A 17,901-nucleotide genomic window follows, 5' to 3' on the forward strand; every position below is an offset into this window, starting at 1 on the left:
CGCGCAATGATGGGGTGCATGACCGAGCCAGAGCCGGAAATGCCCGAGATGCCCAAGGTCTTCCAGATCTCCCTGCCCGAGGAGAACATCGAGGGCCGCTTCGCCGACTTCGCCAACCTCTGGCACACGCCCAACGTGTTCGTGCTGGACTTCGTGGCCCTCACCCAGCCCCCGCAGGTGGGCGAGACCGAGGACGGCGACCACGCCGAGGTGATCCCCGGCCGCGTGGTGAGCCGCATCCGCATCCCCCCGGAGCAGGTGTTCGAGCTCGCCGCGGCCCTCACGCGCCAGCTCGGCGTCTGGGAGCACGAGACCGGCCGCAAGCCCCCGGCCAAGCCCCTCTACGACTCCCAGGGACGCCAGATCCGCATCGACGACGAGGGCGTGGAAGGCCCCGAATGAGGCCCGCCCTCGCGCGGTCCCTCGCGGCGCTGCCCGCCCTCCTGCTGCTCGCCGCCTGCTCGGCGCTGGGGACGCACGACGCCGGCCCCTCGCCGCACGCTGCCGCCTCCCCCGGGGCTGCGGCCCCCGGCGGGGACGCGGCGCAGGCGGTGCCCGCGGCGCAGACCGTGGTGAGCGTCCTGGGCGACTCCCACTCGGGCGTCCCCTACTCCTGGTACCGGCTCTCCGTGGCCGACTCCCTCGTGCCCGGGGCCTCCCCCGGCGTGCTCTCCTCCCACGCCGGGCGGACGTCCGCGGAGCTGCGCCCGTGGGTCCGCGAGGCCACCGCCCGCGGCGGCGTGGTGCTCGTCCAGGCCGGCACCAACGACATCCTGCGCGACGGCGCCCCGCCCGCCGCGGCCGCGGCCGGGGTGGAGCTCCTGGTCCGGGACGTGCTGGCCCGGCACGTGCGGGCCATGCTGGTCTCGGTGCCGCCCTCCGCCGCCCACGGCGCCTCGACCCTGCAGCTGAACGCGATCCTGCGCGCGTGGGCCGCCGCGCACGGGGTGCCGTGGCTCGACGTCACGAGCGCCGTCACGGCCCCGGACGGGACGTGGCTGCCGGGCCTCTCGAGCGACGGCGTGCACGCCAATGAGGCCGGCGGCGCGCTCATGGCCCTCGCCGTGCGGGACCAGCTCCCGGGCCTGCTCGGGAAGTAGGGGCTTCTTGGGTAGGATCTGCTGTCCGTGGGCACTTCACGCGGGCGGGGCCGGGCACCGGCAGCGGTGCTGCTCGCAGCCATGGCAGCAGTCCTCGGCGTGTTCCCGGCGGCGCCGGCCGCCGTGGCCTCGCCGGCGCCGAGTGCGCTGAGCAGGCAGATGGCCGTGCCCGCCGGCTGTCCGGGCCTGCTCACCCTCTTCTGCCCGCCCAGCCGCCCCTCCCCGTCGCCGAGCCCGTCCACCGCTCCTCAGCCCGCAACCGGGCCGACGCCGGCGCCGAGCACGGCCCCTGTCGGCGGGACGGCCCCGAACCCGGTGCCCCCGCAGCCGGCGCCGGCGCCGGCAGCACCCGCGGCCCCCGCCCCCGGGCCCCCCGCGCCCAGTGGGCCCGCGTCTGCGGCTCCCGCACCCGGGCCGTCAGATCGGCCGCCCCAGCCCGGGGCGGCCGCCCCGGCATCGCCGGCGGCAGCACCGTCGTCGTCCGCGCCGTCCGTGAGCCCGAGCACCGCGGCCTCTCCCGAGTCCGCGGTGTCCCCCGTGGCGGCGCTGCGGGCCGGCGGCGGTGCGGCGGCACCGTCCGACGGCGGCCCGGCGTCCGCGGGGCCGTACCTGCTCCTCGGCTTCGGGCTGGTCCTCACCTCCGCCTCGGCGTTCGGGCTCGCGCGCAACGCGCGGACCCGTGCGGCCCTGCGGGAGCGCGAGGGCCCGGAGTCCTAGCGGCCCCTCTCCCCCACGGGCCAGGCCGTCCGGTCACCGCGTCAGGTACGGCTGCGGGGGCTGGGCGGTGTTGGTGATCTGGTCGGCCGTGATGACCGTGGAGGCGCCCTTGGTCGGGTGCGGGCTCTCGTAGAACGTCCCGGTGGCGGTGACCCAGGCGTCGGCGCTGTACTGCTTCTGCCAGCCCGGCAGGTAGACGGGGACGCCCACCGGCTGCGCGTCCACGGCGCAGCAGGTGATCACGAAGCGGGTGATGAAGAAGACGTTGGCGGGGTCGGTGCGGTCCGGGGTGACGAAGCCGATCAGAGTGGCACTCTTGCCGACGAGGTGGCCGTCCGTGTCGTAGCGCAGCAGGGAGGCCCAGTCCCGCACCGTGTACGCGGCGGGATCCTGGCCTTCCAGAGTGCTGGTCTGCGCGCGGCTGAGGGTGCCGGAGACGTTCAGGCTGCGCTGGCTGGCGGTGGCAGAGGTCAGCGTCCTCGGCGGCAGGATCAGCAGCCCGACCACGGCCGCCGCGACCACCAGGAGACTGCCGGCGGCCCGGAGACGCCCCACCGCCTCCCCGGCGCCCGGTGACGGCGCCCCCTCGCGACGCCCGCGTCCCTCCCGTCCCGCTGCCCGGGGCGCGGCTGCGGGCACGAGCGCGAAGGCCGCCACCGCCAGCAGGCCGCCGAGCACGGCCATGACGGTGGCGAACGGGGCGTAGCCGGGGTTGATATACAGGCCCAGACGCCCGGTGGCCGAGAGCCACAGGGTGGCAGCGACGGCGGTGAGGCTGAGCATGACGCCGGCCCTGCCGGCGAATCCCCTAAGCATCCGAGCTCCTAGGCCGCAAGGTTGACCGCCCACCCGAGGACGGCGGCGCACGCGCCGATGAGGAGGGTCAGGACCGCCAGCGTCTTCGCGGTGAAGGTGGTCCGCAGCAGGGCGATCATCTTCACATCGATCATCGGGCCGAAGACCAGGAATGAGGCGATCGCGCCGGGCAGGAACGTGCTGCCGAAGGAGAGGATGAAGAAGGCATCCACGTTCGAGCACAGGGCCACGATGAAGGCCAGCGCCATCAGCGCCAGCACCGACCAGATCACGTCGCCGCCGAGGGCGACGAGCGCGTCGCGGGAGACGACGACCTGGATGAGGCCGGCGAGGGCCGCGCCGATGACCAGGGCCGGCAGCATGGCGTTGGTCTCATGGGCGAAGAGCTCCAGGCTGCGCCGGACCCTGCCCTGCGCCCCGTGGCCGTGATCGTGGCCGTGTCCATGTCCGTCTGCGGCGCAGACCGCCTGGAATCCGGGGGTGAGCAGTTCCTCGGGCCGGGGATGGCGGGCGTAGATCCAACCGACCAGATTGGCGATCAGGAACCCGCCCGCCACGCGTGCGGCGAGGACGGGGCTGTCCCAGCCGAAGGCCTGCTGGGTGGTGATGATGGTGATCGGGTTCAGGATCGGGGCGGCGAAGAGGAAGGTCATCGCCTCGGCAACCGTGAGCCCGTTGGAGATCAGGCCCCTCGCGAGCGGGACGTTGCCGCACTCGCACACCGGCATCAGGATCCCCAGGAAGGACAGCGCCAGGCGCCGCAGGACCGGCCGGGCCGGCAGCCGCCGAAGCAGCAGACCCTGCGGGAGCCAGACCTGCACGATGATCGAGATCAGGATGCCCAGGAAGACGAACGGCAGCGACTCGATCACCACGCTGATCGCGAGGGTGAAGAAGTCCCGGGCCGCGCCCTCGATCCCCGCAGTGGCGGACGGGACGAACGCACGGAAGATCAGCACGGGCACCAGGACGATGGCCGCCAGGACCAGGAAGACCGCAGTGCGGGCGATCGCCTCCGCACGGCGCACCTGCTCGGGAGGCGGCTCGGACGGCCTACCCAACGGCGGTGCGAGGCTGTCCGGGTCTGGTTCCGGCTGCGACATGGGGAGAGGCTACGACCGGGCCCGTGGGGCGACAAGGGGCGGGAGTCCGTCTGCCGGGGGCGCGGTGCAGTGCGCGTAATGCACGGCGCTTGGGATGATGGGACCAGAACTCCCCACTTCGGTCCGCACGGAAGGACGCACGGAATGACTCCGGCTCACGAGACCCGCCCCAAGGAGGTCCGGCCCTGGCCGGCCCTGTGGGCGCTGGTCATCGGCTTCTTCATGATCCTCATCGACACGACCATCGTCTCGGTGGCCAACCCCTCGATCCAGGCCGGGCTCTCGACGACCACGGACAACGTCATCTGGGTCACGAGCGCCTACCTGCTCACCTACGCGGTGCCGCTGCTCGTGACGGGGCGGCTCGGCGACCGGTTCGGGCCCAAGAACATCTACCTGATCGGCCTCGTGGTCTTCACCCTGGCCTCACTGTGGTGCGGCCTGTCTGACCTCCTGCCGGGCAGCGGCATCGCGAACCTGATCGTCGCCCGCGCGGTGCAGGGCCTCGGCGCGGCGCTCATGACCCCGCAGACGATGGCCGTCATCACCCGCACCTTCGCGCCGGAGAAGCGCGGGGGCGCCATGGCCCTGTGGGGCGCGACGGCGGGCTTCGCCACCCTCGTCGGCCCGGTCCTGGGCGGTCTGCTCGTCGACACCCTCGGGTGGGAGTGGATCTTCTTCATCAATGTCCCCGTCGGGGTCGTGGCGTTCGTGATGGCGGCCGCCCTGGTGCCCCGGCTCGAGACGCACAGCCACACCTTCGACTGGCTCGGGATGCTCCTCTCGGCCGCCGGCATGTTCTTCCTCGTCTTCGGCCTGCAGGAGTCGAACACCTACGACTGGAACGGCTGGGTGTGGGCCTCCGTCGCCGCCGGAGTCGGCTTCCTCGTCCTGTTCGTGGTCTGGCAGGCCGTGAACAAGAAGGAGCCGCTGCTTCCGCTCGGGCTGTTCAAGGACAGGAACTTCTCCCTGGCGAACGCGGCGATCTCCGCCGTGGGCTTCTCGATCACGGCGATGTTCATCCCGGTCGTCTACTTCTTCCAGGCCGTGCGCGGGATGACGCCGCTCGAATCGGCGCTGATGGGGACGCCATCGGCAGTCATGACGATGGTGCTCGCCCCGATTGCCGGCCGCCTCACCGACCGGGTGCACCCCCGCTACCTCGTGGTGCCCGGCGCGGCCCTGGTCGGTGCCGGGATGTGGCTCTACTCGGCGATGCTCTCCCCCACCATTGCATGGGGCCTGCTGCTCATCCCCTCCTTCGTGATGGGCCTCGGCAGCGCGTTCATGTGGGGCCCCACGGCGACCACCGCGAACCGGAACCTGCCCCTGCGCGCCGCGGGCGCCGGCTCGGGCGTGTTCAACACGACCCGGCAGGTCGGCGCTGTGATCGGCTCGGCAGCCCTCGCGGCACTCATGACCAGCCGCATCACCGCCGAGATCAAGGCAGTCCTCCCGCCGGGGAGCAAAGCCGGAGGCGGGCAGCTCGGCAGCTCGAACTCCACCGTGCTACCCGCGTTCCTCCACGACGCCTTCACCCACGCCATGAGCCAGACGCTGATCCTGCCCGCGTCCGTGGTCCTGGTCGCCGCAGTGTGCGCGCTCTTCTTCGCCACCCCGCACCACCTGCGCGCCCAGAAGGAGGAGTCCGCCGAGGCAGTGGATGGCCGGCGCGCCGAACGCGGCTCCTCGGTCAGCGGCTGAACGGGGCACTCCCCCGGGGCTCTGCGAACTACTCCAATGTCCACTGCTGACCGCCCGCGGACCTCGTCTTCGGAGCTGACACTCAGGCAACCGTCCTAGACTCTCCAGTGCAGTGCCCCGGCCACCCCCCATGGTCCGGGGCACTGCTTTGTCCCCGGACACCGGCCCTGTCATCGAGGGCGTGCAATCCAGAAGACTCAAGAATATGTGAATCAAGGGTCTAAAGCCCTCTGAACCGAGACGCCACCCTTTGTAAATCAGCTTGGTCCCGTCACCTTACCGACAAGAAAACTCCGACCTTGTCCGGGGACCCATAAGGGCTGGCATTATGCCCTTGACCGGGCCTGCAACCCGGTGGTGCAATCATATCTGCCGGACCCGCGCACCTCACTTTTTATTCTCGCCCTAACGTACCAGTCGAGATCTCCGGCGTATCCCACAAAAACTTCCCCGGGAGCTTTCCCTCAAAAGGGTGTCATTTCATGCGCACGACCCGCCCACGGTGATGCGCAGGGATCTGGAATGCCTCATGGAAACAGCTCGCAGTCCAGCGATGATCTCCCCATCGACGGCACTTACTTGCGACGACACTTTCTTCGCAGGTGGTGCGGGACGACCTCGAGATTCGCATACCGGAGCCCATGACTCCTTGAGTACTCAATCCAGAATCGATCAAACGCATTGGCCCACAACAACTGAGGAGGTTGTCATGGCAAACATGATCGAACAATCCGCCCAGGACACGAGGGCGCACCCCGCTTTGGCAGAGCGGCGCGGACGGCCGAGAGCCCGAGCGTCTCGGCTTTCCAGACTCCTTCGGGAAATCGGTATCACCTTTGGGCTGATTGCCCTGGTCGCTACCGGAGTAGAGGTTGCTACCGCCACCCCGGCGGAGGCCGCGGCGTTCACTTACTCGGTCTATGCACCGCATAAGGTCAGCTCGACCACTGCCGAGGGTTGGGCCTACCTCAGCCACGACTGCCGTGGCACCTACGGATGCGCGAACTACATGAAGATCGAGGAGCGCGAGTGGTGGGGTTGGTCCAACCGAGGCGGAGGCTGGGTCTACCACAACGGGTGGAACACCGCTCGAGGGAGCCTTACTCGCGGCTGCGCCTATTACCGCACGACGGTCGACAGCTACAACGACCTCGCAGGGAGGCACCACAGCGGCACGAACCTCGGCCCGGTCGGCCACACCCGGAACGGAACCACGATCTACCGCTACAGGACGACCTGGTCCTCGGGTACGACGAGGCTATGCCGGTAGGCAGACGGTAGACCCACCGTCATTGGCCCTGGGCCAGGCATAGAGCTGACGCTCAGGCAACCGCCCTTGGCACTCCAGCGCAGTACCCCGGCTACCCCCATGGTCCGGGGCACTGCTTTGTGCAGATCGACCGTTTAGCCTTGTCGCGTGGAGACACAGATATGTGCATCGTGCGGGCGGCCGGTGGATGAGCATGATCGCCACGTCCGCTTCCAATGGCCAGACCCTGTGCTGCAACAGCGGGGGCCGGAAGGCGACTTTCAAGCGTGGATGACGGGGCCGACGGCGAACGAATCCGTGATGATGCAGGTCAACGGGGTCGGAGCATTCGTCCGTGCGCTTCTGCCGGTACGGCTCTCCGGAGGCTACTCGGTGACCTTCGGGGTGTGGGTCGCCGTCGATCCCTCTGAATTGCAGCGCGTCTTCGAGGTCTGGTGGAAGCCCGAATACGCCCAGCTGCACCTGCACGGCTACCTGGCGAACGAACTGACGCCGTGGGGCTTGCTGCGGGCCCCCGTCACCCTCGGAGTGCGCGACCCGAGCCAGACGCCGTACTGCCTCTCCAGCGACAACCCCGGACTGAACGCCCTCCTGACCGAGGAATGGGGGCACGAGGAAGTGCTCGATGCATTGCCCTGACAGCCGCTCGGCGGTTTGCACAGGACAGGCTAGGCGATGCTCTCGAACACCATCGTCGCCTGAATGCGGTCGCCGCCGCCGAAGCCCTTGCTGCCGCTGCTCGCGGTCGTGATGGTGTGGAGCCGGTACCCCTTCGCGGCCTGGTTGTTGATGACCTTCTCGAGCTCGGTCAGGTTCCCCGACCCGGTCCCCCAGAGCTTCTCCTTGAGGATCACCTGCAAGACGACATACTGCATGACACGGTCCCCTTCCGCTGCTTGCCAGTCGCCGCCATTCTATGTTGAGCGCGCCCACGAAGGATCGACCGCCACGACATCAGCTGTGCGGCGCTCTATGGTCTGTTCATGGAGTACGACGACGGACTCGTGGCCTGTACGGACGATGCGCTGATCATCCGTCGGTACTACTTCCCTATGGCGACCAGTAAGCGGGTGCCGTATTCGGACATCCGCTCCGTGCAGCGATGCGCAGCTGGGAAAGGACGGATCTGGGGCAGCGGAGACCTCATCCACTGGCGCAACCTCGACGTGCGACGCCCGCAGAAGGACACGGGCCTGATGATCGATACCGGCCACCGCGTCAAGCCGGTCATCACTCCCGACAATCCCGATGAAGTCATCAAGGTGCTCAGCAGTCACGGCGTCGGCCCGATCACCTGACCACGTGCGCGCCGCGCGGCCCGGAGTCCGAGCCGGGTTCAGGCCATTTGGCTCATCTCAGGACCCTGTCGGCGCCTTCATCATTGCCAGAGGGGGACCGCAGTCTCTGAAAGGGGCCTCCCATGGCGCGGAACCATCGACTCCGGGCGCGGCTGGCGGCGGTCGGCGCGGCGCTCGTGCTGCTGACAGGGTGCAGCAGCACGCCCGGCCCGTCGGCGACCACCACCTCCAGCCCGTCGGGAGGCACCTCGAGCCCGTCGGGGACCACGGCGCCCAGCCCGCCGTCGAGCACCTCGAGCCCGTCGGCAACCACCACGCCCAGCCCGTCGTCAACCGCTGCCTGCACCGCGGCCAGCGCCTTCGGCGACGCCCTCGCCAGCTTCAAGGACGACCTCCAAGCCGGTGCGGCGGTAGAGGATGTCCGCGCCGCCCGTGACCAGATGGTCAAGGCCTTCACCGCCCTGAACGCAACGCCCGGCGATGCCGCCCCAGCCCACCTCGACGCGCTCAAAGCCGCTGAGACCCGTCTTGATGCGGCCGTGAAAGGCATTGCCAACGATGACGTGTTGGCCCAGGCACTCGGTTCTCTCAACCAAGACGCAAGCACTGTCCAGGCCGCGTTCAACGACGTCCTCGCGGACATCAACTGCTAGACAGATGCCCGTCTGGCGGCGGTCCTCAGTTGATGATTTCGCCTCGCTCAATGGTGCGGAGCACCGACAGCCGTTGCCGCCATGCCTGCAGCTGCTCCGGTGTCAGCCGTGACCACTCGGTGACCTCGCCGACGATACGGAGCGGTTCGCTGCTCCGGTACGACCGGGTGGGGTTGCCCGGGAACTTCTTGTCGGTCACGTTGGGGTCGTCCTCGAACGCTCCCGTGGGCTCGACGGTGTACACCCGTGGAGTCGCAGCTCCCCCTGCGAGCTCCGCGGCGATCTCGGCCGCAAGACCGGCTCCGTCGGCGAGTGCTGTGAAGTAGATGTGGTTCATCACGACGTCAGGGCGATAGTTCGATCGGCGGCCGGGCGTCAGCAGGTCGCCCACCTTGAGATAAGCGACGGTGCCATGGAAGAACGGGCCCCTATCGAGCGGTGTGGACACCTGGCCTCCTCCCATCGGCATATTCGGCCCCGCGAGTCTGCCATCATTCTCAGCCCCGGACCAGTCCGAACATCGCGTCGTCGCCCGCATAATGGCCCTGCCCTAGGGGGACGATGAATTCTAGAGTCGTGCCATGAAGACGCGACGCAGGTCGACGCACGGTGGCCGGGAAGGCATCACGGCCTGGGTGTGGTGGGACGCCTACCGGGCCCACAGACAGGGTCCGGCGGCCATCCGGAGCCGGCAGCGGGCGCGCTTGGCTGAGTTGGTCGCGTACGCCCGGCAGCACTCGACGTATTACCGGAACCGGTACCAGGGGCTGCCCGAGCATGTCGAGGATGTCACTGCGTTGCCGGTGACAAACAAGGGCGAGCTGATGGCCCACTTCGACGAGGTCGCCACGGATCCGACGCTGACCCTCGCGGGGGTCCAGGAGTTCGTGGCGGATCCAGCCCGGATTGGGCACCGCTTCGCCGGGAAGTACTTGGTGGCCACCACCGCCGGCACCACAGGCACCCGGGGCATCTTCGTGCTCGACGACCGGTACTGGGCCGTGACCTCTGGCCTGATGGCTCTACTCACCGCAAAGTGGTTGTCTTGGCGGGGTTTGGTGCGACTCATGCGCCGCGGGGCGCGGTCCGCCGAGGTGATCGCCACCGGAGGGCACTTCCTGTCCGTGGCCGCTGGCACCCGGGAAAAACAGGAGAAACCATGGCGTCACCGGAACGTGAGAATATTCTCCGTTCACTCCCCGCTGCTCCGGCTGGTGGCCCAGCTCAACAGCTTCGACCCGGCCCTGCTGGGTGGCTACGCCAGTGTCCTGCGCCTGCTGGCCACCGAGCAACAAGCCGGGCGGCTGCACGTGCACCCGGTGCTCGTGGTCAGCACCGCCGAGGGGATGCCGCCGGCAGAGCGCGGCCGTCTGGAGCGCGTCTTCGGGGCTGTCGTGAGGGAGGTCTACGGCTGCACTGAGTCCGGCTACTGCGCCTACGGCTGCGGCGAGGGCTGGCTGCACCTGCTCGAGGACTGGGTGATCGTGGAACCGGTCGACGCCGAACAACGTCCCGTGCCGCCCGGAACAGTTTCACACACAGTGCTGATCACGAACCTGGCCAACCGCGTCCAGCCGATCATCCGCTACGACGTCGGCGACCGCATCGTTGTCAGGCCCGATCCTTGTCCGTGCGGGGACCCGGCGCCAGCGATCCGGGTGCAGGGACGCGCCTCGGACGTGCTCGTCTTCCCGGCCGCCGGCAACCGCGGCGCGGTGACGGTCACGCCCCTGGCACTGGGAACCGTCGTCGACCGTACCCCCGGGGTGGAACTGTTCCAGATCGTCCAGACTGCCCCCACGAGCCTGTCGGTGCGGGTGCGCCCGAACGCGGACGCAGACACCGAACGAGTCCGTGCGGCAGTACGGGAGGGGATCGCCGCCTCACTCAATGACCTGGGCCTGGCCCACGTGACCGTGGAGCTGGCCTCCGAACCTCCGGAACAGACTACCGGCGGCAAGTACCGCACCGTTATCCCCCTGCGGCCGACACCCCCGTCGTCGTGACAGGCGCCTGCCACCACCGCAGTACGTCTATGACTTTCGACGGCAATAGTGAGGAACCCACAGCGCTATTTCGCGCGGGGTAGGGCGACAGCCCTGGCCTCGGCTCTGCGCCGTGCGGTGACCTTCGACACTAAGTGACGCCATGTGCATCGCGCGGGTGTAGTCTTGCGTCGCTCATCACCCCTCTGGAAGGAACAGCGCGCCAAGTGGCAGCCGATTACGACGAACTTCGCTCTGATGTGAAGGAATCCCAGCATGAGTCGCTGGAGGCCGTGAAGTCGGCCAACAAGCCCGATCCGCGGTCCGTGGTGCTCGAGCTCGACGGGGACGACTCCGCCGAGGAAGGCCTGTCCGGTGGCGAGATCGTCAACGACGAGCTCACCGTCATGGTGATCCCGCAGGGCGCCGACGAGTTCGTGTGCCAGTCCTGCTTCCTGGTCCGCCACCGCACGCAGAAGGTGGTCCTGGGCGGGGTCGAGTACTGCCGGGACTGCGAAGGCTGAACGGGGCGTCAGCTGCGTCAAGACACCTTGACAGTCCGAGGGGGCAAGGTGACCCTGACAGCATTGCGAGGTACAGCGGCGGTCCAGTTACCCATCGCGCTCTCACCGGGCCACAAGCGCGCTTTCCGGATATGACCGATCAGGCGTGGCAGCAGGAGCTGCTGCTCACGCTTCGCTGCGTGAATGAGATCCGGCAGAAGTGCGACCACACCGAGTTGGGGGCCGTGCGGGAGGCCCGGAAGGCAGGGCTCTCCTGGACTGAGATCGCGGGCTCCCTCGGTGTGACCCGCCAGGCTGCGTGGGAGCGCTGGCGCGAGCTAGATGAGACCCTTGAGCGGGACTGACGGGCGGCCCATGGGATGGGCGGGTCGAGGGCTATTTCCGAACTGGGCTTCTTCTGGATGGTGCCAGGAATCGAACCGGGACCCTAGACTCCGGTCATGTGGACGGAGTCGGTCGCGCTTCCGGACGGTGTCTGGCTGAAGGCGGCCACCTACCTCCACCACGAGCCCCAGCCCTGGCGGAAGTCGTGGCTGCGCCGGAGGCTCTTGCTCGCGGTCGCCGTGACCGTCCTCGGCTTCACCGCGGTGGTGATGCATTACTCCTACACCCTCGGGTCGGCAATCGCCCCGTACACCCCGACCCACGCCCACACTGACGGCACCCTGACCGCGTTGCAGCCCCTCCCCTCCCAGAGCGGCAGGCTGTGCCGCCTCACGATGGAGTTCACGCTGGAAGGGCGGCGGGCATCGGGTCTACGACCTACGGCGTCGAGTGCCGCACCGCCCCCGCACTGGGCACCCGCTGGCAGATCGCCATCGACCCCGGCAACCCGCAGGACATCACGGTCGTCGACCCCGGCTTCAGCCAGGTAAGGATTCCATGGGTGGCCGGCTTCGCCCTCGTCGCCTGCTGTTCCAGCGCCGCCGCGTACCTGGGACTGGCCGCCGTGCCGTTTCGGCGCGCGCGTCAGCTAGCATCTCGCGGCCCTGGCTGGAGGGAGGTCACCGCCGTCGTCGTGATGTCCTCTGAGGACCGCACCGGCACCACATGGTTGCTGGAGGCTGACGACGTCATGGGAAAGCCCCGTTACTTCACCATCCGGCACTTCGGACGTGAACTCTGGGAGCCGATGCCGGAAAGGGGCCAGAAGGTTGTCTTCGCCCTGGTCGCCAATGGGTCGAGCTACGCTCTCTTCTCCACCGGGGAAGACCCCAGACTCCGGCTCGTTCGGGTCCAGGTGCCAAGCAGCTTCGAGCTCCGGGCGATGCAGTCCTGAGCGGACCGGATCCTGCACTCCGGTTATGTGAAAGATTCGACCGCGGTCACCCCGCCCGGCTGGGGGGTGCCGAGGCGGGGCGCCGCGTGCCGGCTTCCCATCCCATCAGGCGGCAGGCCGGCCACCTTCACGTTAGGGCTGCGCGCCCATTCGCCCCAGAGGACTTGGGCACAACCACAGAGACCTTTCACGCGTCACCGGCCCTGCCTCTCCCTCTGGGCCTCGGCGACGTACAGGGCCGCCTGGGTCCTGTTCTCGAGTCCGAGCTTGGCCAGGACGGTGGAGACGTAGTTCTTCGCGGTCTTCTCGGCGACGGCCAGTTCGTGGGCGATCTGGCGGTTCGTCATTCCCTGACCGAGCAGCTCCAGCAGACGGGACTCCTTGGGGGTCAGCCCGTCGTAGACCGGCAGCCTCAGCGGAGTCGTCTCGATAGCGCCGGAGAGGATCCTGTCCTCATCCTCGGGGTCGATGAGGACCTCGCCCGCGGCGGCCCGGCGGACCGCAGCGACGACGTCCTGGGCTGCGAGCTCCTTGAGGAGGTAACCGGAGGCCCCGGCGAGCACGGCGTCACGGAAACCCTGCTCGTCGTGGTCCTCGGCCAGTATCAGGCACCTGATGCTTCGGTCGACCGACCGGACGCGCCGGCAGACGTCGGGTCCCGTGCCGTCCGCCAAGCGGGCGTCAAGCACGGCGATGTGCGGCCGCAGGGCCGGAATCCTCGCTGCAGCGTCAGCTGCTGTGCTGCTCTCGCCCACGACGACCATGCCTTCGCCCTCGAGTACCTCTCTCAGGCCCCGCCTGATCACCTCGTGGTCGTCCAGGAGGTACACCCGTAGGGCCTCGGCCGTCTTCTCATTGCTGTCCACGGCGCACGCCTCACACTTTTTCCTCAGAACGGGCGGCAGCGGCCGTCGCCAGAGCGTGCGGGGTGCGGCACACGCCAGGCGGTCCGTTCAAGGGGTTCCACGAAAGAGGAGCTGTTCCGGTTCAGCGCTCCCCACAGGCACAGTTCTCGGCCCGCAGCCATGCTAGGAAGCGGTCTCCGATACGGGCCAGTACGAGACGTCGCGTGGCTCACCGAGTCCACTGGGTCAATAGACGTCGTCTGTCGGACACATGCCTGCCCGATGTACACACTCTCGGCGACCAAGCACTGAATCCGCGATGAGCTGCGCGGCTTGGTCTGCTGTGATGAATGTGGTGTCGATGACCTCTGCTTCGTCATGCAGCCAGGTACGGGCGGCCTCGGCGTACGGCTCCAGGTACGCGAAGCGGAAGCTCGAGGGGCCCATGGCCTCGTCGTTCTGTATGCGGTCGCGGAGGGTGCCCTGGTCGGCGTGGAGCACGAAGTGCCGGATCGGTATGCCGTGCCCGGCAAGACCACCGCTGATCTCCCGCCAGTAGCTCTCGACCAAGACCGTCATCGGCATCACGAGCGTGCCTCCGGCGTACTCGAGCACGCGCCGAGCAGTTTCTACAACGAGCGGCCGCCAGGGCTCCCAGTGCTGGAAGTTGTCCGTTGCCGGAAGCCCCGGCTTGATGTCCATCAAGACCTCGCCGACCTTCTCGGCGTCGAGAACGCGCGCATCGGGCAGCAGTTGCTGAACCAGCACGCTCGTGGTGGTCTTCCCCGCTCCGTGGGTGCCATTGAGCCAAACGATCATGGACTGCACCTTAGTGCCGAGGAGTGGCGTGGCTGCCGCCTCTTGGAGTGAGCCACTCCGAGGCGCCCTCGGCCACGGCCGCATCGTGCCACTGCACCTTCCCCCCCACACTCCAGCTGGTATTCAGTATTGCTATCTACCAGTACTCGTGACTACTATGTACCGGTAGTCAGTGACACCGAATAGCTAGAGGAGCCTGGCCATGGGCAAGCAGATGACCGAGATGCTCAAGGGCACGCTCGAGGGCATCGTCCTCGCGACCCTGGCCGCGCAGCCGGCGTACGGCTACGAGATCACAGCCCGGCTGCGCGAGCAGGGATTCTCCGACATCGTCGAGGGCACCGTCTACGCACTGCTGGTCAGGATCGAGCAGCGCGGCCTCGTCGACGTCGAGAAGGTCCCCTCGGAGAAGGGGCCCCCGCGCAAGGTCTACTCCCTGAACGGGCGGGGCCGCGAGTACCTCGAAGAGTTCTGGAGGACCTGGAGCTTCCTCGCAGAACGCATCGGACAGCTCCGTGAAGGAGAAAAGTGACCATGGCAGCCAAGTGGATCGAGACCCTCACCGGCTCGCTCGAGCAGAAGAAGCAGTACCGGCAGCACAAGGCCCGCCTCGAGGGGCTGCCCGAGCCCTACCGCACGGTCGCGAAGGCCCTCGAGCGCTACCTCATGTACTACGGGGGCATCACCGACGGCGACACCCTCGTCACGATGCTCGGCGATTCGGCCGACCTCTGGGAACGCGCCGCCATCGACGCGACCCCCGTGGACGCGATCGTCGGCAGCGACCCGGTCGAGTTCGCCGAGACGTTCGCCCAGGCCTACGGCGGCGCGCGGTGGATCGACAAGGAGCGCGCCCGCCTCACCGAGGCCGTCGCAGAGGCCGTCAACAACCACGAACCGAAGGAGCCGTGATGACCGCGGACCCGGCCCTCCGGGTGCGGGGCCTCGAGAAGTCCTTCAAGGACGTCCACGTCCTCAGGGGCGTCGACTTCGACGTGAGTCCCGGGAGCATCTTCGCGCTGCTCGGCTCCAACGGCGCCGGCAAGACCACACTCGTGCGGATCCTGGCGACGCTGCTCGGGGCGGACGCGGGTACCGCCGCGGTCAACGGGTTCGACGTCGCCGCGCGGCCACGCGACGTGCGCGAGTCGATCAGCCTGACCGGCCAGTTCGCCGCCGTGGACGGGATGCTCACCGGCCGCGAGAACCTCGTGCTGGTCGCCAGGCTCCGCCACCTGGAGGATCCTGGCGCGACGGCCGACGAGCTGCTCGACCGCTTCTCGCTCACGGACGCGGGCGGCCGGAGGGCGTCGTCGTACTCCGGCGGGATGCGGCGCCGGCTCGACATCGCCATGAGCCTGATCGGCAGCCCGCCCATCGTCTTCCTCGACGAGCCCACCACCGGCCTCGACCCGCAGTCCCGCCTCGAAGTCTGGCAGACCATCTGGCAGCTCGCGGCCGGCGGCACCACCGTGCTACTGACAACGCAGTACCTCGACGAGGCCGAACAGCTCGCCGACCGGATCGCGATCCTGCACGAGGGACGCATCATCCAGAACGGCACCTTGGCCGAACTCAGGCAGCTGCTGCCGGCCGCGAAGGCCGAATACGTCCAGAAGCAGCCCTCGCTGGAGGACGTGTTCCTCGCCCTCGTCGGCGACACCGCCCCCGCGGGAAAGGAAACCCGATGACCACCCATGTCCTCGGCGACACGGGCGTCCTCACCGCCCGCTCGCTGCGCCACATCCTCCGCAGCCCTGACACGATCCTGACCACCGCGGTCACGCCGATCGCCCTGCTGCTGCTCTTCGTCTACGTGCTCGGCGGCGCGATCAGCACCGGATCCGGAACGTCGTACATCGACTACATGCTCCCGGGCATCCTGCTCATCACCATCGCCTCCGGCATCGCCTACACCGCCTACCGGCTGTTCCTGGACCTGCAGGGCGGCATCTTCGAACGCTTCCGGTCCATGCCGATCGCGCGGTCGAGCGTGCTGTGGGCCCATGTGCTCACCTCGCTGGCCGCGAACCTGGCCTCGGTCGCCGTCGTGATCGGCGTCGCGCTCCTCATGGGCTTCCGCTCGGGGGCGTCCGTGGGCGCCTGGCTCGCGGTCGCCGGCCTCCTGGTCCTCGTCACCCTCGCGCTGACGTGGCTCGCGGTGATCGCCGGGCTCTCGGCCAAGACGGTCGACGGCGCGAGCGCGTTCAGCTACCCACTGATCTTCCTCCCGTTCATCAGCTCGGCGTTCGTGCCCACCGGAACGATGCCCGGCCCCGTCGCGTGGTTCGCCGAGCATCAGCCGGTGACCTCGATCGTGGACACGATCCGCGCCCTGCTCGCCCAGGAGCCCGTGGGCAGCGACATCTGGACAGCCCTCGCGTGGCTCCTCGGCACCCTGGCCGCTGCCTACGCCTCCGCGATCGCGGTCTACCGGAGGAAGGCCGGCTGAGAGGCGCCGGCGGCGGCCGAGTCGATGTGCTGCCCGGTGACGGCGCTTCCCTGTGGGCGGTCCTGCGGCCCGATCTCGACGTAGAGCGGGTTGCCCCTGAGGCGCCTGGCGAGGCCACGGTTCGTCGGTGCGTGCGGCACGTAGAGGTGACCGAACGGGTCCGCCACGACCACCACGCCGGCACGATGCGCAGTCTGCGCGTCGACCGCGTGGAGCCCCGCACACCGCGTCGTCGTCGGGCCCGCATGGAGGGTCCACTCCTGCCGGTCGGCAGGGTCTTCGAGCTCGAGCTCCTCGAAGATGGCGCTCAGGACGTCCTCGCGCGTCGAGGGGTAGCGGCGCAGGAGCCGGTGGGCCTCGGGGTGGGCGTGCTGCTGGCGGAGGAACTGCTGCCGGAGCGAGTAGTGGTCCGCCGGGCCGAGGGACCGGCTCACGGCGAGGAGGCCGTCCGGGCCCGCCAGGAGGTGGCGGTACAGGCCGGAGCGGTCGATGACGCACCGGCTGGTCCCGGGCCGCTCGTCGGAACGGAGCAGCTCGGCTTCGGTCCGGTAGAGGTGGAACTCGCCGTCGTCGTCGACCACGATGAGGGGCATGGCGCCCTGGATGGCGCACATCGTTTCTGTCCTTCCCGGAGCCCTCGGGGCGGGGCCCTCTCTGAATGAGAGCACCCCGAAGGGCGCCAGCGGGCCGTTCTTTGCAGGACGTTGACGCGGCCCGGGCAAGCCTTGACGGGATCTTGACGGGCCCCGCACCACCGGGCGGGTCCGCGCAGGCTCAGAGCGCGAGCGTGTAGTACGCGCTGTTCGGGTCCTCGGTGTAGTCGGCAAACGGCGCGCACGGAGTGAATCCGTGCTTCGCGTAGAGCGCGCGGGCCGGCAGGAAGTACTCCTCCGTGCCCGTCTCGAGCGCGAGCCGGCGGATGCCCCTGGACCTGCACTCGCCGATGATCGCTGTCAGCAGCTCGCTCGCGACGCCGCGGCCGCGGGCAGCGGCACTCGTGCGCATCGACTTGACCTCGGCCATCGCCGCGTCGTGCTGCTTCAGAGCCCCGACGCCGAGCAGCGTGCCCGTGCCGGCGGCGCGGGCCGACCAGAAGGTGATGTCCGGCTGGGCCAGGGCAGCCGGGTCCAGGGCGTGCACGCTCTCGGCCGGCGAGGTCGCATGCATCTCCCGCAGGTGCTCCTCGAGCAGGGCGAGCACGTCGGGGGCCTGGGGGTCGTCGAGGGCGATGAGCACCTCTTGATGGTAGGCGCTGTGATGGTAGGCGCTCCGGGCGGCGGGGATGTTTGGCCCGAAAGCGGACGGGCACCACATGCACATCCCTCAAGAAGAGCGG

24 protein-coding genes are annotated in these 17,901 nt (G+C 68.9%); 16 read left to right on the forward strand and 8 right to left on the reverse strand.

Annotated features, from left to right (window positions below; genetic code table 11):
• Positions 1-18: 18 nt before the first annotated feature.
• From J2W21_RS16800 to J2W21_RS16810, 3 genes are all read left to right on the forward strand, one after another.
• Positions 19-402, forward strand: coding sequence for a DUF3467 domain-containing protein (locus tag J2W21_RS16800; protein ID WP_307115663.1), 384 nt, complete (start codon positions 19-21; stop codon positions 400-402).
• Complete coding sequence (locus J2W21_RS16805; RefSeq protein WP_307115664.1) at positions 399-1,100, forward strand: SGNH/GDSL hydrolase family protein; 702 nt, start codon at positions 399-401, stop codon at positions 1,098-1,100. Before J2W21_RS16800 ends, J2W21_RS16805 begins: the two co-directional genes overlap by 4 nt.
• A 492-nt stretch (positions 1,101-1,592) precedes the next feature.
• Positions 1,593-1,817, forward strand: a complete 225-nt coding sequence (locus J2W21_RS16810) for a hypothetical protein (protein ID WP_307115665.1) — start codon at positions 1,593-1,595, stop codon at positions 1,815-1,817.
• Between the two features lie 33 nt (positions 1,818-1,850).
• On the opposite strand, the gene J2W21_RS16815 is transcribed toward J2W21_RS16810, so the two are convergent.
• Together J2W21_RS16815 and J2W21_RS16820 are read right to left on the reverse strand one after the other, a co-directional pair.
• Positions 1,851-2,633 (reverse strand): TIGR03943 family putative permease subunit, encoded by a 783-nt coding sequence (locus tag J2W21_RS16815; RefSeq protein ID WP_307115666.1) that lies wholly within the window; start codon positions 2,631-2,633, stop codon positions 1,851-1,853.
• Positions 2,634-2,641: 8 nt separating this feature from the next.
• Positions 2,642-3,736 carry a permease gene (locus J2W21_RS16820; protein WP_307115667.1) on the reverse strand — a complete coding sequence of 365 codons (1,095 nt, stop codon included), beginning with the start codon at positions 3,734-3,736 and terminating at the stop codon, positions 2,642-2,644.
• 144 nt (positions 3,737-3,880) lie between these two features.
• Between J2W21_RS16820 and J2W21_RS16825 the strand changes: the two genes are divergently transcribed.
• The 3 genes from J2W21_RS16825 to J2W21_RS16835 all read left to right on the forward strand — a co-directional run bounded on the left by J2W21_RS16825 (position 3,881) and on the right by J2W21_RS16835 (position 7,349).
• Positions 3,881-5,440, forward strand: a complete 1,560-nt coding sequence (locus tag J2W21_RS16825) for an MFS transporter (protein ID WP_307115668.1) — start codon at positions 3,881-3,883, stop codon at positions 5,438-5,440.
• Between the two features lie 709 nt (positions 5,441-6,149).
• Positions 6,150-6,710, forward strand: a complete 561-nt coding sequence (locus J2W21_RS16830; protein ID WP_307115669.1) for a hypothetical protein — start codon at positions 6,150-6,152, stop codon at positions 6,708-6,710.
• A 147-nt stretch (positions 6,711-6,857) separates the two neighbouring features.
• Complete coding sequence (locus tag J2W21_RS16835) at positions 6,858-7,349, forward strand: DUF2199 domain-containing protein (protein WP_307115670.1); 492 nt, start codon at positions 6,858-6,860, stop codon at positions 7,347-7,349.
• Between the two features lie 29 nt (positions 7,350-7,378).
• On the opposite strand, the gene J2W21_RS16840 is transcribed toward J2W21_RS16835, so the two are convergent.
• The gene (locus J2W21_RS16840) at positions 7,379-7,585 is read right to left on the reverse strand and encodes a DUF4177 domain-containing protein (protein WP_307115671.1); all 207 of its coding nucleotides are present in this window, start codon (positions 7,583-7,585) and stop codon (positions 7,379-7,381) included.
• Between the two features lie 108 nt (positions 7,586-7,693).
• Between J2W21_RS16840 and J2W21_RS16845 the strand changes: the two genes are divergently transcribed.
• Together J2W21_RS16845 and J2W21_RS16850 are read left to right on the forward strand one after the other, a co-directional pair.
• Complete coding sequence (locus J2W21_RS16845; protein WP_307115672.1) at positions 7,694-8,008, forward strand: hypothetical protein; 315 nt, start codon at positions 7,694-7,696, stop codon at positions 8,006-8,008.
• A 122-nt stretch (positions 8,009-8,130) separates the two neighbouring features.
• The gene (locus J2W21_RS16850) at positions 8,131-8,661 is read left to right on the forward strand and encodes a hypothetical protein (protein ID WP_307115673.1); all 531 of its coding nucleotides are present in this window, start codon (positions 8,131-8,133) and stop codon (positions 8,659-8,661) included.
• A gap of 25 nt (positions 8,662-8,686) precedes the next feature.
• Here the strand turns inward: J2W21_RS16850 and arr are convergent, their stop codons facing one another.
• Positions 8,687-9,109 carry an NAD(+)--rifampin ADP-ribosyltransferase gene (gene arr, locus J2W21_RS16855; RefSeq protein WP_307115674.1) on the reverse strand — a complete coding sequence of 141 codons (423 nt, stop codon included), beginning with the start codon at positions 9,107-9,109 and terminating at the stop codon, positions 8,687-8,689.
• Positions 9,110-9,242: 133 nt separating this feature from the next.
• Between arr and J2W21_RS16860 the strand changes: the two genes are divergently transcribed.
• The 4 genes from J2W21_RS16860 (at position 9,243) to J2W21_RS16875 (ending at position 12,449) form a co-directional block, all read left to right on the forward strand.
• On the forward strand, positions 9,243-10,667 hold the full coding sequence (locus tag J2W21_RS16860) for a phenylacetate--CoA ligase family protein (protein ID WP_307115675.1): 1,425 nt from the start codon (positions 9,243-9,245) through the stop codon (positions 10,665-10,667).
• Between the two features lie 206 nt (positions 10,668-10,873).
• Positions 10,874-11,170 (forward strand): DUF4193 family protein, encoded by a 297-nt coding sequence (locus J2W21_RS16865; RefSeq protein ID WP_307115676.1) that lies wholly within the window; start codon positions 10,874-10,876, stop codon positions 11,168-11,170.
• A 131-nt stretch (positions 11,171-11,301) separates the two neighbouring features.
• On the forward strand, positions 11,302-11,514 hold the full coding sequence (locus tag J2W21_RS16870; RefSeq protein ID WP_307115677.1) for a hypothetical protein: 213 nt from the start codon (positions 11,302-11,304) through the stop codon (positions 11,512-11,514).
• A 542-nt stretch (positions 11,515-12,056) separates the two neighbouring features.
• Positions 12,057-12,449, forward strand: a complete 393-nt coding sequence (locus tag J2W21_RS16875; protein ID WP_307115678.1) for a hypothetical protein — start codon at positions 12,057-12,059, stop codon at positions 12,447-12,449.
• A gap of 194 nt (positions 12,450-12,643) precedes the next feature.
• Here the strand turns inward: J2W21_RS16875 and J2W21_RS16880 are convergent, their stop codons facing one another.
• Both J2W21_RS16880 and J2W21_RS16885 read right to left on the reverse strand, forming a co-directional pair.
• Positions 12,644-13,315, reverse strand: coding sequence for a response regulator (locus tag J2W21_RS16880; RefSeq protein ID WP_307115679.1), 672 nt, complete (start codon positions 13,313-13,315; stop codon positions 12,644-12,646).
• A gap of 225 nt (positions 13,316-13,540) precedes the next feature.
• Positions 13,541-14,113 carry an AAA family ATPase gene (locus tag J2W21_RS16885; RefSeq protein WP_307115680.1) on the reverse strand — a complete coding sequence of 191 codons (573 nt, stop codon included), beginning with the start codon at positions 14,111-14,113 and terminating at the stop codon, positions 13,541-13,543.
• Between the two features lie 202 nt (positions 14,114-14,315).
• Here J2W21_RS16885 and J2W21_RS16890 point away from each other — a divergent pair, with 202 nt between their 5' ends.
• From J2W21_RS16890 to J2W21_RS16905, 4 genes are read left to right on the forward strand one after another with little or no spacing between them, the layout of a single operon-like run.
• Positions 14,316-14,645: a PadR family transcriptional regulator gene (locus tag J2W21_RS16890; RefSeq protein WP_307115681.1), complete on the forward strand. Its 330-nt coding sequence runs from the start codon at positions 14,316-14,318 to the stop codon at positions 14,643-14,645.
• 2 nt (positions 14,646-14,647) lie between these two features.
• Positions 14,648-15,025, forward strand: coding sequence for a DUF1048 domain-containing protein (locus tag J2W21_RS16895; protein ID WP_307115682.1), 378 nt, complete (start codon positions 14,648-14,650; stop codon positions 15,023-15,025).
• On the forward strand, positions 15,025-15,804 hold the full coding sequence (locus J2W21_RS16900) for an ABC transporter ATP-binding protein (protein ID WP_307115683.1): 780 nt from the start codon (positions 15,025-15,027) through the stop codon (positions 15,802-15,804). The genes J2W21_RS16895 and J2W21_RS16900 overlap by 1 nt, the downstream gene beginning before the upstream one ends.
• Positions 15,801-16,565, forward strand: a complete 765-nt coding sequence (locus J2W21_RS16905) for an ABC transporter permease (protein ID WP_307115684.1) — start codon at positions 15,801-15,803, stop codon at positions 16,563-16,565. The genes J2W21_RS16900 and J2W21_RS16905 overlap by 4 nt, the downstream gene beginning before the upstream one ends.
• Here the strand turns inward: J2W21_RS16905 and J2W21_RS16910 are convergent.
• Positions 16,544-17,179: a hypothetical protein gene (locus J2W21_RS16910; RefSeq protein ID WP_307115685.1), complete on the reverse strand. Its 636-nt coding sequence runs from the start codon at positions 17,177-17,179 to the stop codon at positions 16,544-16,546. The two genes, J2W21_RS16905 and J2W21_RS16910, sit on opposite strands and share 22 nt — an antisense overlap.
• Before the next feature lie 160 nt (positions 17,180-17,339).
• Positions 17,340-17,801 (reverse strand): GNAT family N-acetyltransferase, encoded by a 462-nt coding sequence (locus J2W21_RS16915; protein ID WP_307115686.1) that lies wholly within the window; start codon positions 17,799-17,801, stop codon positions 17,340-17,342.
• Between the last annotated feature and the right edge of the window lie 100 nt (positions 17,802-17,901).

Origin of the sequence: Sinomonas atrocyanea (genome assembly GCF_030811715.1) — a bacterium.
GTDB lineage: Bacteria > Actinomycetota > Actinomycetes > Actinomycetales > Micrococcaceae > Sinomonas > Sinomonas atrocyanea_A.